Annotated in this window: 18 protein-coding genes and 1 tRNA gene; 6 read left to right on the top strand and 13 right to left on the bottom strand. The window is 64.1% G+C overall.

The genetic code is table 11. The features are described 5' to 3' along the window. Position 1 precedes the first annotated feature (1 nt). Positions 2-160: an SHOCT domain-containing protein gene (locus C487_RS21280; RefSeq protein WP_206538377.1), complete on the bottom strand. Its 159-nt coding sequence runs from the start codon at positions 158-160 to the stop codon at positions 2-4. Positions 161-245: 85 nt separating this feature from the next. Here C487_RS21280 and C487_RS20605 point away from each other — a divergent pair, with 85 nt between their 5' ends. Then, complete coding sequence (locus tag C487_RS20605; protein WP_161605704.1) at positions 246-440, top strand: hypothetical protein; 195 nt, start codon at positions 246-248, stop codon at positions 438-440. A 159-nt stretch (positions 441-599) separates the two neighbouring features. Here the strand turns inward: C487_RS20605 and C487_RS01910 are convergent, their stop codons facing one another. Continuing rightward, a complete protein-coding gene (locus C487_RS01910; protein WP_006183980.1) occupies positions 600-1,013 on the bottom strand; it encodes an EamA family transporter in 414 nt (137 codons plus the stop codon). A gap of 16 nt (positions 1,014-1,029) precedes the next feature. Next, positions 1,030-1,695 carry a DUF2391 family protein gene (locus tag C487_RS01905; RefSeq protein ID WP_006183979.1) on the bottom strand — a complete coding sequence of 222 codons (666 nt, stop codon included), beginning with the start codon at positions 1,693-1,695 and terminating at the stop codon, positions 1,030-1,032. A 154-nt stretch (positions 1,696-1,849) separates the two neighbouring features. On the opposite strand from C487_RS01905, the gene C487_RS01900 reads away from it, so the two are divergent. Beyond that, entirely contained in the window at positions 1,850-3,535 is a 1,686-nt protein-coding gene (locus tag C487_RS01900) for an aldehyde ferredoxin oxidoreductase C-terminal domain-containing protein (protein WP_006183978.1), read from the top strand. A gap of 44 nt (positions 3,536-3,579) precedes the next feature. Here C487_RS01900 and C487_RS01895 read toward each other — a convergent pair whose 3' ends face one another. From C487_RS01895 to C487_RS01880, 4 genes are all read right to left on the bottom strand, one after another. Beyond that, positions 3,580-4,338 (bottom strand): TraB domain-containing protein, encoded by a 759-nt coding sequence (locus tag C487_RS01895; RefSeq protein WP_006183977.1) that lies wholly within the window; start codon positions 4,336-4,338, stop codon positions 3,580-3,582. Positions 4,339-4,385: 47 nt separating this feature from the next. Continuing rightward, positions 4,386-4,703 carry a hypothetical protein gene (locus C487_RS01890; RefSeq protein WP_006183976.1) on the bottom strand — a complete coding sequence of 106 codons (318 nt, stop codon included), beginning with the start codon at positions 4,701-4,703 and terminating at the stop codon, positions 4,386-4,388. An 87-nt stretch (positions 4,704-4,790) separates the two neighbouring features. Next, on the bottom strand, positions 4,791-5,012 hold the full coding sequence (locus C487_RS01885; protein ID WP_006183975.1) for a hypothetical protein: 222 nt from the start codon (positions 5,010-5,012) through the stop codon (positions 4,791-4,793). 189 nt (positions 5,013-5,201) lie between these two features. Continuing rightward, positions 5,202-6,338 carry a thiolase family protein gene (locus C487_RS01880; RefSeq protein WP_006183974.1) on the bottom strand — a complete coding sequence of 379 codons (1,137 nt, stop codon included), beginning with the start codon at positions 6,336-6,338 and terminating at the stop codon, positions 5,202-5,204. Between the two features lie 191 nt (positions 6,339-6,529). Between C487_RS01880 and C487_RS01875 the strand changes: the two genes are divergently transcribed. The 3 genes from C487_RS01875 to C487_RS01865 all read left to right on the top strand — a co-directional run bounded on the left by C487_RS01875 (position 6,530) and on the right by C487_RS01865 (position 9,890). Further along, complete coding sequence (locus C487_RS01875) at positions 6,530-8,521, top strand: beta-propeller domain-containing protein (RefSeq protein ID WP_006183973.1); 1,992 nt, start codon at positions 6,530-6,532, stop codon at positions 8,519-8,521. 100 nt (positions 8,522-8,621) lie between these two features. Next, positions 8,622-9,278, top strand: coding sequence for a DUF5806 family protein (locus C487_RS01870; protein WP_006183972.1), 657 nt, complete (start codon positions 8,622-8,624; stop codon positions 9,276-9,278). A 183-nt stretch (positions 9,279-9,461) separates the two neighbouring features. Further along, positions 9,462-9,890 carry a hypothetical protein gene (locus C487_RS01865; protein ID WP_006183971.1) on the top strand — a complete coding sequence of 143 codons (429 nt, stop codon included), beginning with the start codon at positions 9,462-9,464 and terminating at the stop codon, positions 9,888-9,890. A gap of 205 nt (positions 9,891-10,095) precedes the next feature. On the opposite strand, the gene C487_RS01860 is transcribed toward C487_RS01865, so the two are convergent. The 5 genes from C487_RS01860 to C487_RS20030 all read right to left on the bottom strand — a co-directional run bounded on the left by C487_RS01860 (position 10,096) and on the right by C487_RS20030 (position 13,321). Next, positions 10,096-10,179: transfer RNA gene (locus C487_RS01860), tRNA-Leu, on the bottom strand. Between the two features lie 78 nt (positions 10,180-10,257). Beyond that, positions 10,258-10,596 carry a hypothetical protein gene (locus C487_RS01855; RefSeq protein ID WP_006183970.1) on the bottom strand — a complete coding sequence of 113 codons (339 nt, stop codon included), beginning with the start codon at positions 10,594-10,596 and terminating at the stop codon, positions 10,258-10,260. Positions 10,597-10,665: 69 nt separating this feature from the next. After that, a complete protein-coding gene (locus tag C487_RS01850; RefSeq protein WP_006183969.1) occupies positions 10,666-11,616 on the bottom strand; it encodes an oxidoreductase in 951 nt (316 codons plus the stop codon). Positions 11,617-11,658: 42 nt separating this feature from the next. Next, on the bottom strand, positions 11,659-12,255 hold the full coding sequence (locus C487_RS01845) for a peptidylprolyl isomerase (protein ID WP_006183968.1): 597 nt from the start codon (positions 12,253-12,255) through the stop codon (positions 11,659-11,661). 247 nt (positions 12,256-12,502) lie between these two features. Continuing rightward, on the bottom strand, positions 12,503-13,321 hold the full coding sequence (locus C487_RS20030; protein WP_152422454.1) for a hypothetical protein: 819 nt from the start codon (positions 13,319-13,321) through the stop codon (positions 12,503-12,505). A gap of 120 nt (positions 13,322-13,441) precedes the next feature. Between C487_RS20030 and C487_RS01835 the strand changes: the two genes are divergently transcribed. After that, positions 13,442-14,263, top strand: coding sequence for a DUF6498-containing protein (locus tag C487_RS01835; protein WP_241431050.1), 822 nt, complete (start codon positions 13,442-13,444; stop codon positions 14,261-14,263). A gap of 124 nt (positions 14,264-14,387) precedes the next feature. Here C487_RS01835 and C487_RS01830 read toward each other — a convergent pair whose 3' ends face one another. Then, complete coding sequence (locus tag C487_RS01830; protein ID WP_006183965.1) at positions 14,388-14,906, bottom strand: peptidylprolyl isomerase; 519 nt, start codon at positions 14,904-14,906, stop codon at positions 14,388-14,390. Positions 14,907-15,062 lie beyond the last annotated feature (156 nt).

Genomic DNA, 15,062 nt, shown 5'->3' with positions numbered 1-15,062 from the left:
CTCACTCGTACTCGAGTTCGCGGTCCAGTTCGTCGTCGATGCGTCCATCGCTCGAGCCCCCGGTCTCGCCGGCGTCGGTCTCGAGCAACCGTTCGACTTTCTGCTCGAACTCCGCTTCGGAGGGTTCGCCCGCGGCGTACCGTCGCCGGAGGGTGGTCATCGGCAGCCGCCGACTCCGGTTCCGACGCTCGGTCCGTCGAATCGCGCCCGTCGGCCGACTCCGTTTCGCGAGCCTCGGTCCGCGTGTGGAAGTAGTACGCCGGTGCGAGGATGAACCACCCGATGACGACCGTCACGAGGCCGAGGAATTCGAAGAGGGCACCGAGGACGAAGTCGCTGGCGACGAGAAAGTGCGTACAGATGCCAAGCGAGAGCGCGAGGAGCAGTCCGAGCGTCGCCGTTCGATCGGTCCAATCCATAACCGACCGTTCAACGGTTAGCACAAAACACTTCGGCGGCTCGGCGAACCGTTACGCTCGGCGCTCGAGGCAAGGTCTGTCCGATCGGTCCCGACTGCCGGTGAGGACCGGCGCACGAGCCCGCTGGTGGCGACGAGGACGAACACCCGTGACGTCACGGGCGGCCGCCGAACGCCGCAGTCAGGTCGCGACGAGGCCGACGGCGACCACCGCGAGCGCGAGTCCGGCGACGTTCGTTGCGGAGAGTTGGGCATCGAAATAGAAGACGCCGACGACCGCCGGGACGACGAAGTACAGGGCGGCGATCGCCGATACGATCGCCATGTTCCCGCGCGCGAGACCGGCGTAAAAACAGATCGACGCGGCTGCGAGGAACGCCCCGGAGACGAGCGCGAAGGTGATGTCGACGCGGGTGCCGACGATGGGGCGGCGCAGGGAGAGCACGTAGCCGCCGACGATCACGAGACTGGCGACGTAGGAGAGAAAGACCGCGTTCACGGGCGAGAGCGAGCGCGTCGCGACGCCGCCGGTGACCGCCCAGCCGCCGTAGAGCAGCAATGCGCCGAGTGCGAACAGAATCGCCGTACTGACCATGGGGCCGGCTTTGCCGTCACTCGGATAAACGTTCCGTTCGCGCGGACCGTTCCGCCCGCGAGACGACCCGCCGACCGCCGTCGGGGGAGCCCGGGTCGTCGAGGGCCCGCTGCTCGCTCTCCCCGGGCAGAATGTCGCCCAGCGAACCGCCCAGCGCCATCGCGGTGAAGACGACCGAAACCTGACAGCAGTTGACCCACGGCTCGGCCCACGTGATTCGGCCCCACAGCGTCATCACCCCCGCGGCAGTCGCGAACGCGATCAGCAACACCCAGACGGGGCGACGCGGAACGACGCCGAAGTAGGGATTGTGAATCTGGACCTCCCGGAAATCGGCGACGTAGAGGATGCCGACGACCAGCCCGACCGTGAATACGAAGTGCAGCAGCAGCAAGCCGGGATGCGTCGCCAGGAACGAACCGATACTGAATACGCCGTCTTCGACCACCATCGGAAGGCCGATCACGACGCTGCCAACGAACGCCTCCGCCTTGTCCTTGCGGGTGAATCCGGTAATCACCTTCCCGACCGCCGCGTTGTGTGACAGCCGACTGACGAGATGCATCGTCCGGTGTACCTCCGACCGTTCGTCCGACGTATCGACCGTCTCCTCGAGCGCCTCGAGTTGGTCGTAAACGTCGTCAAGGGTCGTCTCCTCGCGAGGCCGCTTCGACCGGGACATGCACGAACCCAGCGACCGCGGCTACATAAAGCCGAGTCTCGACGCGGTCCCGTCGACACTCCGCCGTTCGCCGACTGGCAACGCACCGTTCCACCGGGCGAACCTGCCTGAAAAACCGGTACCGTTTTGCGGCCGTGCCTACCACTGTGTGACCATGAGACACGTACGAGGACCGCTGTGCTCGATCGATGTCGGGGACCGAACCGTCGAGACCGAGGACATCGACGACGTCCTCGAGTCGTACGTCGGCGGACGGGCGCTCGGAACGAAACTCGCCCACGAACGGGTCCCGTTCGACGCCGATCCGCTGGGAGCCGACAACCGGCTGTACTTCGCAACGGGGCCGATGCAGCACTCGACGATGAGTTTCACCGGCCGGATGTCGGCGACCGGCGTCTCGCCGCTGACCGATGGCCTGCTCTCCTCGAACGCCGGCGGGTTCCTTTCGCGGAACTTCACCGGAACCGGCTACAGCGCCGTCGAGATCACCGGCGCGAGCGACGACCTCGTTATCGTTCACGTTACCGACGAGGGCGTCGAGTTCGAGGCAGTCCCGGACCTCGCCGAGGCGACCGTCCCGGAAACCTGTGCGTACATCGAGGGCGAACGCGACCTCGGCGCGGAACACACTGTGATCATCGGCCCGGCCGGTGAGAACCGGGTTCGATTCGCCTCGATGATGACCTCCGAGGAGCGTGCCTTCGGTCGGGGCGGACTCGGTGCCGTCCTCGGCTCGAAGAACGTCAAGGCGATCACCTTCGACGGCGACTCGACCGCCGAGGTCGATATTCCGCCGGTCCAGATGGAGATCCACGGTGAGGCCGCCCAGGCCGACCACCCCATGAAGGCCCAGGGGACCACGTCGGTCGCGGAGTACGCCAACATGGTCGAGGCCCTGCCGAGTTACTACTTCGAGGACCTGTCGTTCGACGGCATCGACGGGATCAGCGGCGACCGCGTCGAGGAGAAGAAGTACAAGAAAGGCACCTGCTCGTCGTGTGCGTTCGCCTGCAAGCTGCCGACGCGGGACGAGGCGTCCGACCTCGAGACCGAGGGTCCCGAATACGAGACGTTGATGGCGTTCGGTTCGAACTCCGGCGTCGACGATATCGTCGACGTGATGAAATCGAACAAGCTGTGCGACGAGTACGGACTCGACACCATCTCGGCGGGCGACACCGTCGCGGCCTACCTCGCCAGCGAGGACGAGTTCGGCAACGTCGACCTCATTCACGATCTCGTCGAGCGGATCGCCTACCGCGAGGGCGTCGGCGACACGCTCGCCGAGGGTATCGACCGGGTTCACGACGAGCTCGGCGTCGAGAACTGGTCGGTCAAGGGCATGGAGTTCGCCGCCCACGACGGCCGTACGTTGAACGGCCAGGGACTCGCCTTCGCGACCTCGAACCGCGGTGCCGACCACATGTACGCCGAGTTCTACCCCTACGAGTACCCGCTGGTCGGCGAGGAAGACGCGTTCCAGAAGGAGGGACTCGAGGACAAGCCGCCAAAGCTCGTCGAACTCGAGAACCTGAACGCCGTCAAGGACAGCGCGATCTTCTGTAAGTTCTCCCGGGACTTCCTGACCGAAGAGCGCATCGAGACGCTGCTCGATGCCGACTACGACGATCTGCTCGCCCTCGGCGGCGAGGTCGTCGCGCTGGAACGACACTTCAATAACCAGCGCGGCTTCGACCGCGGCGACGACCGGCTGCCCTACGAACTGCCCGACTTCGAGCAGGGGCTCGAGGAGTACTACGCCGAGCGCGGCTGGAACGACGACGGCACCGTCCCCGACACGAAAGTCGGCGGGGACAGTGGGGCACCGGCCGACGACTGATCGCAACTCGGTCTCCCCGGTCGGCGCGAGCGGTTCGAGCCCGCTCACTCGATCGGAATTCGCGTTACCGTCCGTGCGGGCGTTCTGATCGGGACCGATTCGGTCCGCTCGGCGGCGTTGCGTTCGCCCTCGAGCGTCGCGAGTCGCCGCTCGACTCCGTTGTGGTGGCCCGCGCCGACGACCGCGACGACGTCGTGGCCCTCACGCCGGAGCGCGTGGAGCCGCCGTGCCATCGACCGATCCCGGCGGTCGATCAGTCCCGCCGCCACCTCGGGGAACAGCCGCCGGAGGTGGTCGATCGCCGGCCGGACGTCGTCACCGTGTGAAATCTCCGCGACGGGCTGCTCGAGCAGCGCCAGCAGGTCGGCGTACGCGTCCGGTCCCATCGACTGCGCACGGAGCATGCTTCGCGGGATCGTCAACGGGCCGATGCGACGGGCGAGTTCCCGCAGGGTCTCCGCGACCGGATCGTCGATCAGCGCGACGTCGAGGTCTCGCTCGGCGGCCGTCTCGATGGCCGCCTCCATGTCGGTGTACTCGGGATCGAGCCCGGCGAGCCGGACGACCGTCCGCTGGAACGCACGGACTGCACTGTAGGCGGCCGCGGCCGGCGGCGACAACTCGCGGCTCAGCTCGGCGAGGTCCGGCTCGGTCGCGGCCTCGAGGCGCTCGAAGCGCGACTCGTCGAGTTCGACGGCGACGAGGTTCGGCTCGACCGCGCGGATTCGTTCCCGGACCCGTCGGCAATGTGTCGGCGAGAAGTGGACGCTGGGGACGACGGTGACTGTGCCGTGGTCGGACATCCCCTGTGTATTCACCGGCCAGCGGCTTGAAGCCACGACCCCGCCTGCTACTCGTCGTCGGTTTCCTCGAGCGCCGGCTCGAGGCGGTCGTCACCGCGCGACGGCAGCGACGTGTCGTCGGCCCGCGAGGGGTGGATGTTGACGTTGTGCCCCCGATAGGGGTCGGTCTCGGGATCGTAGGAGAGTTCGCTGCGCTCGAAGATGTAGCTGAAAAACCCGACCAGCGGGATACAGAAGGTGATCGCCGCCCACTTCCACTGGGGCTCGAGGCCCACCCGACCGGCGTCCCAGTAGGCGAGTGCGGTGAGCCCGAGATGCCAGGCCAGCGGGATTCCGACGATGATCGCGAGCAACCCGATGCGCATACGAAACCTACGGACTCGAGGATACTAAACGACCCCCCAACCGACGGTGGCTCGAGGATGGGCGGCGGAGAGCCGACGGACATGCTGTTAGCTCGCGTACTCCCCCCATCGCCCGAACGCACACTCGAGGCCGAACATGACGAGCGCCATCGTGACCGCTTGAACGAGGAGGAGGTCCCGACTCAACAGGAAGCCGACTGCGAGGACCCCGATACCCGTCGCCAACCCCAAAACGGCCGCGTACCGTCCGCGGGAGAGCCCCCGCAACCACGCATCGGTGCGGTCATAGAGACGTTTCACGCCGCCCATATGTTCCCGAAACGACTCGAACGTAAATATCCTGTCGAAACGTTCGCACCCATCGAAACGGGCAGATCGGGTCAGATCACGCGCTGAATTCGTCTCGCGGCCGATCCTCAGTCCTGCGCCGTCCGTAACACGTCCCCTCGAGATCGCTCTCGATCCGCGGTTTTCGGCCGTTGGTCTCCGAACCGCGCTTCAGTTAACCTCGAACTCGATCGCCGCACCCTGTCCGAAGCCGACACAGAGCGTCGCCAGTCCGAGGCCGCCGCCGCGCTTCTGGAGTTCGTTGATCAGGGTCACCGGCAGGCGAGCGCCCGACGCGCCCAGCGGGTGACCGAGCGCGATCGCACCGCCGTTGACGTTGAAGATCTCGGGGTCGATGCCGAGTTCGTCGCGCGAGTAGATCGACTGGCTCGCGAAGGCCTCGTTGAGTTCAACGAGATCGTAGTCGTCGATGTCGCGGCCGTTGCGCTCGAGCAGCCCCTTCGTCGCCGGGACCGGGCCGATTCCCATGACGGTGGGATCGACGCCGGCGACGTTGTTCTGCCCGATCTCGGCCATGATCTCGAGGTCGTGTTCCTCGGCGAAGGCCTCGCTGGTGATCAGCAGGGCAGCGGCTCCGTCGGAGATCTGGGACGCGTTGCCGGGCGTGACGGTGCCGTCCTCCTTGAAGACGGTCGGAAGCTCGGCGAGTTTCTCCGGGGTGGTGCCCGGTCGGATGCCCTCGTCTTCCTCGACGGTGCCGTCCTCGGTTTCGATCGGGACGATCTCGTCGTCGAAGCGGCCTTCTTCGGTCGCCTCGGTGGCTCGCTGCTGGCTACGGGCGGCGTACTCGTCCTGTTCCTCGCGGCTGACGCCGTACTCCGCGGCGACTTTCTCGGCGGTCATCCCCATCTGGAGGTCCCCGAGGTCGTACAGTTCGGAGATCTTCGGGTGAATGTGGCCGTAGCTCTCGCCCATCGCGACGCGGCTCATGCTCTCGACGCCGCCGGCGATGATGGCGTCTCGGTTGCCGGCCGCGATGGCGTCGGAGGCGGAGATGACCGACTGCATCGAGGAGGCACACCAGCGGTTGATCGTCGTCGCCGGCACCGACTCCCCGAGTTCCGAGAGGAGAGCGATGACGCGGGCGAGGTTGTTGTCCTGCTCCTCGCGCTGCTGGGCGCAGCCCCACATCAGATCGTCGACCTCCTCCCCGGAGAGACCGGTTTCGGCCAGAATCTCGTCGATCAGCGGGACCGAGAGATCCTCGCTACGAACGTCGGCGTACACGCCGTCTTCTTTCCCCTGTGGCGTCCGGACTGCCTTGACTACGACTGGCGTCTGTGACATATACTACCGAATGCCCCTCACGAACTTAAATCCGGTCGAACTCTCGAGGGCGGGAAAAGGGTTTACGCGACGCGAACGCCGCCGAGCGGCGCTCTCTGGACGAGTGGTGATGGCGCTCCTCGGGTTCGGTGGGTGAAAGTGGCGTTTTACCTAGCGGTGCACCCTTATTACGAGGGTTGGATTGAAGGAATATGGATCGCAGAACGACTCTGATCGCGGTCGCCCTCGCAGCGCTGGTGGTGGGGTCGGTCATCGGTGCCGGCCTCACGGGCCTGTTCGACGAGCGGCGGACTGACGGGACCGACACCGAGCGAGCGGACGGGTCACTCGCCGGTCGGAGCGAACCCGAACTAACAACCTTCGCGTCCGAGGATGCGTTCGCCGAGTACTTTGCCGATCGATCGGAGACCGCTGCTCTGACTCGACCGTCCGCAACGGTTCGGGCGGCCGGTGACGACGCGGCGGTCGACGCGGAAGCGGACGCCGACGACGTGGCCGAGAGCGGCAGGAGTACCGACGCCGGCGGGATGGCCGACGGCGGCGGAATGTCCGACGGTGGCGCGGGCGAAACGACATCCGCCTCGAACGGCGAGCCCCGCTACTCCGAGACGAACGTTCAGGAAGCGGCCCTCGACGAACCCGACGTACTGAAAACCGACGGCGAATCGGTCTACTACGCCGACCATCGCTACACGTCCCGATGGGGTGAGACGTCGATCGTCGACGTGAGCGACCCCGAAGCCCCCGAAACGATCGGCTCGATTCCCCTCTCCGGCGACCTGCTGCTCGCGGGAGAGACCCTCATCGTCCTCGGCGACGAGGAAGCCGCCGGCTACGACGTGAGCGATCCCGAGGCCCCCGACGAGCAGTGGCGCACGGACCTCGAGGCGCGACTCGAGACGGCCCGCCTGTATGACGGTGACCTTTACCTCGTCCTCGTCGACCGGCCGGGGGACGATCCGTGTCCGATCGAACCGTACGGCGATCGGACGATCGCGTGTACCGATGTCGTTCGACCGACCGCGGATGCTGACGCCGATGCGGTCTACACGGCTGCCCGCGTCGATCCCGAGACGGGCCGCCTGGAAAGCGAGACAAGCGTCGTCGGCTCGCGTTCGCTGTCGGCGACCTACGTCTCGGAGAACGGAATCTACCTCTCCTATACCCGTTCGACCGACGAGTACGACCTGCGGCGGTCGTACCTCGGCAGCGAGAACGGCTCCGCGCTGCTCGACGCCGAGGCCCGCGAGCGCGTCGCGGCGCTGGACGACATCGACGTGTCCAAACGCGCCAAGGCCGTCGAACTACAGGAGATCCTCGACGACTGGCGCGACCGAATGGACGAGGACGCGCGCCGGAGTTCCGATCGCGCGTTCGAGACGGGACTTCGCGACTACGCCGCGGCACACCAGCGCGAACTGACGACAACGGGGATCGTCAGGGTCGATATCGACGGCGACCTGTCCGTCGACGCCAGCGGTGCGGTTCCCGGGACGCCGCTTAATCAGTTCTCGATGGACGAACACGACGACCACCTCCGGATCGCGACGACGATTCCCCGAACCCACGGCGTCGACTCGGTGAACGATGTCTACGTCCTCGACTCGGACCTCGAGACGGTCGGCTCCGTGACCGGGCTCGGCGTCGACGAGCGCATCTACTCGGTCCGCTTCGAGGGCGACGAGGGCTACGTCGTCACCTACCGCGAGATCGATCCGTTCTACACGCTCGATCTCTCCGACCCGACCGATCCCGCCGTCGACGGCAAACTCAAACTCCCGGGCTTCTCGGAGTACCTCCACCCGCTCGAGGACGACCTCGTGCTCGGCATCGGTCAGGAGGACCGTCGTCCCAAGGCGACGCTATTCGACGTAAGCGATCCGACCGATCCCGTCGAACTCGACTCGGAAATCCTCTCCAGCGAGTACGGCAGCGATGTCAGTCGAACGCACACCGCCTTCCTACAGGACGAGGCCCACGGCGTCTTCTTCATGCCGGCCAGCCAGGGCAGTTACGTGTTCGACTACGAGGGCGGCGATCTCGAGGAGGTCGCCCGCGTCGACGTGGGTGGGCCCGGAACCCGCGCGATGTACGTCGGTGATCGTCTCTACGTCTTCGGGGAGGACCACGCGGTCGTCCTCGACGAGACGACCTGGACGGAAGAGACTCGCATCGATCTGTAACGCTGCAGGCCGCTTTCGCGCGGACTCGCCCGGTAGCCGCCCCTGCCCTCTCTCGTAGGGGAGGGGAATGCTTTTGCCCGCCGTTTCGTAATGCCACGCCATGGACGGCAACGAGACGGTCGACCGGCCCGATACCGACGCTCCGGAGCGGTCCGACGAGCCGACCGGCACGACCGACGACTCGAGCGACGGCGACGCGTCGATGCCGGGCGTTCCGGACCCCGATCCGCAGGAGAGCGACGTTCCCGACGACGTCCGGAAGTACGCCCGCTTCAAGAAGATAGACGGCGCGCAGTACGACCGCGTCAACGAGTTCCTTCGGGATCGGACCTACATCACCGCTCGCGAGTGGGCCATCGCCCGCCTCTGTTCGGACTTCCGGACCGAGACTGGCGTCGAGATGACCAAGATCGGCGAGAACCTGCCCGATCTGGTCCCGTTTATGACCGACACCTACTCGCCGCAGGCGGTCAACCAGGCCCGCTCGTCGTTCGAGGACAAGGTCCGCACCGCCGGCGCGACGTTCCTCTACGGCGCGATGTGTGACTTCTTCACCGCCGAGGAACTCGACGACGTGATGTACGAGGCCACCGAAGTCGCCAAGTTCCTGCTCGAGGTCGAGGGCGTCGACCTCGCCGTCGAGGACGAACTCGAGGCCGAGGAACGCATCTCGAGTGTCATGCGTGAGGTTCGCGAGGCCAGCGAGGAGTTACGCGCGGAGGACATCGCCGAGAGCGCGGACGAGAGTCGCGACTGAATCGATTCGTACGCTGTTACGCAAGCGTCGGCCGATCGGGCGTGGACGACGTGCTATAGCTTCTAGAGCACCACGCCCGCCGCCGAGCGAGCGGGGTCGCTCGAGCCGCGATCCTCGAGTAGCGTACGCGAGACCGCGCCGGCCGACAGTACTCTCATGTGGCTGCGGTGAGTCGGTCGACACATGAGCGGGTCACGCAGCGCACGATCGGAGGCGACCGAGGACGGACGGCTGTCGCCCGATCTGATCGGGCTTGCCGCCGGTGCATTCGACGTCCCGGTGTTCGCGTATCTCGGACAGCAGTTGTTCGGCGACGTGGCGTTCGGCGCGTTCGTCGGTCTCGTTATCGGACTCGGGCTGTTCCTCTCGTTTCCCGCGTTCCTGGCGGACGACGAACGAAGCGACCCGACGGCCGCGCCGGCGGCCGTCGACGATCGGCTGCGGCAGTTCCACCGGACGGCCGCCGGCCTCGCGCTCCCGCCGGCTGGCATCCTGCTGCTCGCGTGGCGGTTCGTCTCCGAGAACCTCGTCCTCGGCGTGCTCGCGACGGCCATCATCGCGACGGTAATCTACCTTCCGCTCGCAGTGGTACTGCCGCAACGGCTCTCCTGAGGCCGTACTCGAGTCGGTCGGCGTTACGGCCTCGCTCGTTCGACGCCACGAACGTAGTGGCCGCTCACGGGTTGTTCGTGGCGACATGCGAGGGTTGGGATTTGAACCACGCGAAGACGGTCGCCCTCCTTCGCTCGGGCGCTGCGACTTCTCTCGTTCAAACCCCGCGTTACGCACTCGTCACTCACGAAGTGTTCGTGACGAGTGCGAGGGTTGGGATTTGAACCCAAGGACCCCTACGGGAGCGGGTCTTAAGCCCACCGCCGTTGGCCTGCTTGGCTACCCTCGCACAGAAGTGCACGCGAAGATTGTCGCGGGGCGGGGATGTGCGTTTCGGTGTGCGCTCGCCGCTTCCGGCCACGAGTCCCTACCAGTCGACGCTCAGCGTGCCGTCACCGTGTGGATCGGGCGCGATCTCCTCGTCGGTCCGGCGGTCGACGACGTGGATGCAGCCGTCGTCTTTCTTCGCCGGACAGATTTCCGCGGCGCGGATGTTGTGCTCGAGGTCGTCCTCGTCGAAGAAGTACTCGTTCGGCTGGGCCATGCCCGAGGCGATGGACATCTCCCAGTTGGCGCTGACCTCGGCGCACTTGCCCGCGCCGAAGCACTTGTTGGCCTCGAAGACGATCTTGTAGGGTTTTTCGTCGACCGGCGGCGCATCGGCCGAGCCGATGTCACTGGCGCGCTGAATGCCGTCGTTGCTCATTGTATATTCCTTCGGCCGCGTCGTCTTTCACGTTACGGTTGGGGCGACGCGGAGAGACCGAGAGCGGTCTTACGCCGAGACTTCTCCCTTCGGTTCCGGCAGGTCGTAGCTGACGCCGGTCAGTGCTTCCGAGACCGCCCACAGTCGGCGGGCCGTCTCCTCGTCGTAGGAACGATCCGAGGAAGCCTGCCGTTCGGGCGCGCCGCGCATGTACAGCAGGCCGCCGGGGCCGTAGTACGCGCCCCCCTCGGCCCCTGGCGCGGTCGCGGCGTACAGCGTCGGGAGCGCGCCCATCTCGGCCGATTGTGCGACCACCGTGTTCATCAATTTCATCGCCGCCATTCGGAGTCGACTCCCGCTCTGCTCTGGACCGCGGAACTGCAACTGCGTGTTCGCGTAGCCCGGATGTACGGCCATGCTCTCGGCGTTCATTCCTGCGGTGAGGAACCGCCGCTCGAGTTCGTACGCGAACAGGACGTTCGCCAGTTTCGACTGGGCGTAGGCGTCCCACTTGTCGTAGGCCTCCTCGCCCTGGAGGTCGTCGAAATCGATCTCGCCGCGCTCGTGGATGCCGCTCGAGACGGTGACGACCCGCGCCGGGTCGCCCTCGTCGGTCGCCAGGGTCTCGAGGAGGAGTCCAGTGAGCGCGACGTGTCCGAGGTGGTTGATGCCGAACTGGGCCTCGAACCCGTCGTCCGTCTCCGATCGCGGAATCGCCATGACTCCTGCGTTGTTGATCAGGACATCGATCGGCTCGTCCGCGAGTCGGTCCGCGAACGACCGGACCGACTCGAGGTTCGCGAGGTCACACTCCTCGACGCGGAGGTCGGCATCGGGAACGTCCTCGCGAACGTCCCGAGCCGCGTCCTCGCCGCGCTCGGTGCTTCGAGTGGCCATGAGTACCGTCGCCCCGTTGCGCGCGATCTCACGGGTCGTCTCGAGGCCGAGACCGCTGTTCGCGCCCGTGACGACGACCGTGCGGCCGCGCTGGTCGGGAACGTCGTCGGCTGTCCAACTCATACCACACCTAGTGTTGCCGTCCCTAAATGGATACCAGTCGAGTCACTCGGTGTCGACGGCGACGGACTCGAGGACGACGGGGTCCGTCGGCCGATCGTTGCCGTCGGTGTCGACGCTGCCGATCTCGCGGACGACGTCCATCCCGTCGGTGACGGTGCCGAAGACCGAGTGGCGGCCGTCGAGGTGCGGTTGCGGAGCGAGTGTAATGAAGAACTGCGAGCCGTTGGTGTCGGGGCCGGCGTTGGCCATACTCAGTACGCCCGCCTCATCGTGACGGAGGTCGGGGTGAAACTCGTCGTCGAACTCGTAGCCGGGGCCGCCGCGGCCGGTCCCGGTCGGATCGCCGGTCTGGATCATGAAGTCCTCGATGACGCGGTGGAAGGGCACGTCGTCGTACAGCGGTTCGCCCTCGACTGTTTCGTCCGTTTCGGGGTCGATCCACGCGCGCTCGCCCGTTGCGAGCCTGACGAAGTTCTCGACGGTTCGAGGCGCGCGGTCGCCGTAGAATTCGACCTCGATGTCGCCCTCGCTCGTGTGCAGCGTCGCCGTACGGTCTCCCTCTACCGCTGCGCTCGTCACGGATTCGTCCGCGTCGGGGGTCGTCTCATCTCCGCCGTCGCTCGTACAGCCCGCGAGCACGAGTCCGAGACTCGAGCCAACGGCGGCCAGTAGCGGTCGGCGATAGCGAGTGATACTGTCCGTGGGCGCGGGGTTGACCTAACGGTATCGGATTCGGGTCGCAAGCGGCGGCCGGTCGCGCTCGAACCTGCGTTGTTCGGACATTGAATTCTACCGTCGCTTATTATGTAGGGTTCGACTGTATCGTGTTTTGCGTTCCAGTTCCAGGATATTTGTTGATTAAAATAAAAACACCTGGACGATTCGATTACCAACTGAAAGTTTCACTGATTCCTACTCCACCTAGACAGTATTGACAGTCAACCAAGTTCCCGCATATATCCTCAGGCGGGACACAGAGATCTACAGACCCACCTACCGTAATCTCGTTCTGACCGTCCCACTTGAGATCGATACATGGTTCGATCCCAACAGGGAATTGACTCGGTGAGATATCTGTACAAAATCCTTTACTTTGGCCATAACTAATACCGACGCTCCAAAGTGTGATCTCTGATGCACCAATCTTCACCGAGAGGTCCGCTTCGGCCGATAATGCTGTTGCATTAACTTGAATTCCCATATTAATCGCCCAATCGGTCCCTCCCAGTTCGGGCGCAGAGTTGGGGATTTCACCCGATGCGAGCGTTCTGTACAGATCTGGAGATGCCGTCGTTTCAACTGGCACTTGCGAAACTTCGGATTCGGACTCGGTTTCATGTTCAATGATTGGTTGTCCGCTGGGTGGGTCTGCATTTTTGTGTTTTCCCACATATATTTGAATATCGGTTACCTGTTTGGAGGATTGGGTATTGAGGCCGTTATTTTGGTCCTCTTGTTTGTAGGTAGTGACACTCCACTGATCTATCTCTGCATTCTCAAGCGTAACATCCCCGTTTTCGTTGGTCCAGTAATCCCTCTCTAGGATGTATTCAGATTCCCTATATGCCTGTTCCCGTTTGGAATTGTTATTGGAATCATCGTCGGCCGCTGCAATGCCAGGGTATCCAACCAGTATAGTTCCGAATCCACCGGCAGTCAAGAGTGCTTTTCGTCTTGGTATATCTTCTATGTCTTTTTCAGACATACAATAATATATTGAATATAATTATATTTATAACTATCGTTATTCTATGACTTATACGCTTAATTGTGTTTCTGACATAAGAAGAAAGAATTATTAGACCATTGCGGCTAGAGTAGCATGATGGTCAGGAGAGCACAGGCAAACAGTGGGGTACTGTTTCTCCCTGTTCTCATTGCCAATCTGTTTCCACTGGCCGGAATCGCGTTCCTCGATTGGCACCCCGAGGAGGTGTTATTCGTATACTGGCTCGAGATCGGCAGTTTCGTCGTGCTCTACAGCGGACTGCTGTTGTTCGCAAAACGGGAATCGCGACCAGCCGATCGAAATATCGACCCGCTTTCGTTCTCTCTCCCGTTCGTGAACGCTCGAGAAGCCCCGATACAGCCCTTCGATCGAATCCCACCGGTGTATCCTCGAAACGTTCGGTACGCAATCGGCCTGCTCGTCTGGGGACTCGTGTTTTGGTGGTGCCTCGCAGTGTTAATGGTACTCATGCCCGCTCGCGCAACCCTCGAACTCTCGGCAAGTGGCGAGGGTGTCCCGATCGGCGATGTCGTTTCGATCATCGGGAACGCGTTCTCCCCGGTGATTCTGTTGAATGCGTGTTTGCTGTTCGTCTCGCAGTTGGTGACGATTCGACGCGAGTTCTTCGGTCACCGACGGCACGAACGACTGTCCGCAGCGACGATCGCGGAACTCCCGATCCGCGTGATCGTCTTTTGGTTTCTGTTGACGATATTTGCACAGCTCGTCTTCCCGCTGTTGCTCTGGCCGATCGCGCTCGTATTCGAGACGGCGACCGTGACCGAACTCGGGATCTCGTCGCTCGTGATCGCCGGCAAACTCACAATCGAGTGGGCGACCCGCCAGTCGCAGTGGTCCGGGGAGTCAAGTGGTATCGCCCGGTGGTTCACCCCCGAGAATCCACACTCGAGCGAGTAGCTGCCGAGTATCTCAGAGCAGGACTACGGTACCAACGGCTCTCGAACGCTGCCGTCGACGGCTCTCTTGAGTACGGGGGGACTCGCAAAAAACCGGCTTCGGACTCGGCTGCGATCTGTCTTCCTTACTCGTAGTCGACGGAGACCGACTCGAGGACGACTTCTTCTTTCGGCTGGTCGTTGGCGTCGGTGTTGACGGAGCCGATCTCGTGGACGACGTCCATCCCGTCGGTGACTTTGCCGAAGACCGAGTGGCGGCCGTCGAGGTGTGGCTGGGCGTCGAGCGTGATGAAGAACTGCGAGCCGTTGGTGTCGGGGCCGGAGTTGGCCATACTCAGGATGCCCTCGTCGTCGTGGCGCAGGTCGTCGTGGAACTCATCATCGAACTCGTAGCCGGGGCCGCCGCGACCGGTCTCGGTCGGGTCGCCGCCCTGGATCATGAAGTCCTCGATGACGCGGTGGAAGGCCACGTCATCGTACAGCGGCTCATCCTCGACTTCCTCGCCCGTTTCGGGGTCGGTCCAGCTCTTCCCGCCGGTCGCGAGTCCGACGAAGTTGTCGACGGTCCGCGGTGCGCGCTCGTCGTAGAGTTCCACATCGATGTCGCCTTTGTTGGTGTGCAGCGTAGCAGTAACGTCTCCCATAGGAGCCGGAACGGCGGGACAAGTGAAAACGCTAGTGGTCTCGGCTGGCCGATTCGAGTACTGACGACCGATACGCAGTAGCCCTGTCGTTCCCCGAGTGGCGCTGTGAGACGGCTGTGCGGGGACAGCTGGTGGCCGCCTTCCCGTACCGATCCA

It is taken from the genome of Natrinema pallidum DSM 3751 (genome assembly GCF_000337615.1).
In the GTDB taxonomy this organism is placed as follows: Archaea; Halobacteriota; Halobacteria; order Halobacteriales; family Natrialbaceae; genus Natrinema; species Natrinema pallidum.
The sequence above is the reverse complement of the archived record's forward strand: the minus strand, read 5'-3'. Positions and strand labels throughout refer to the sequence as shown.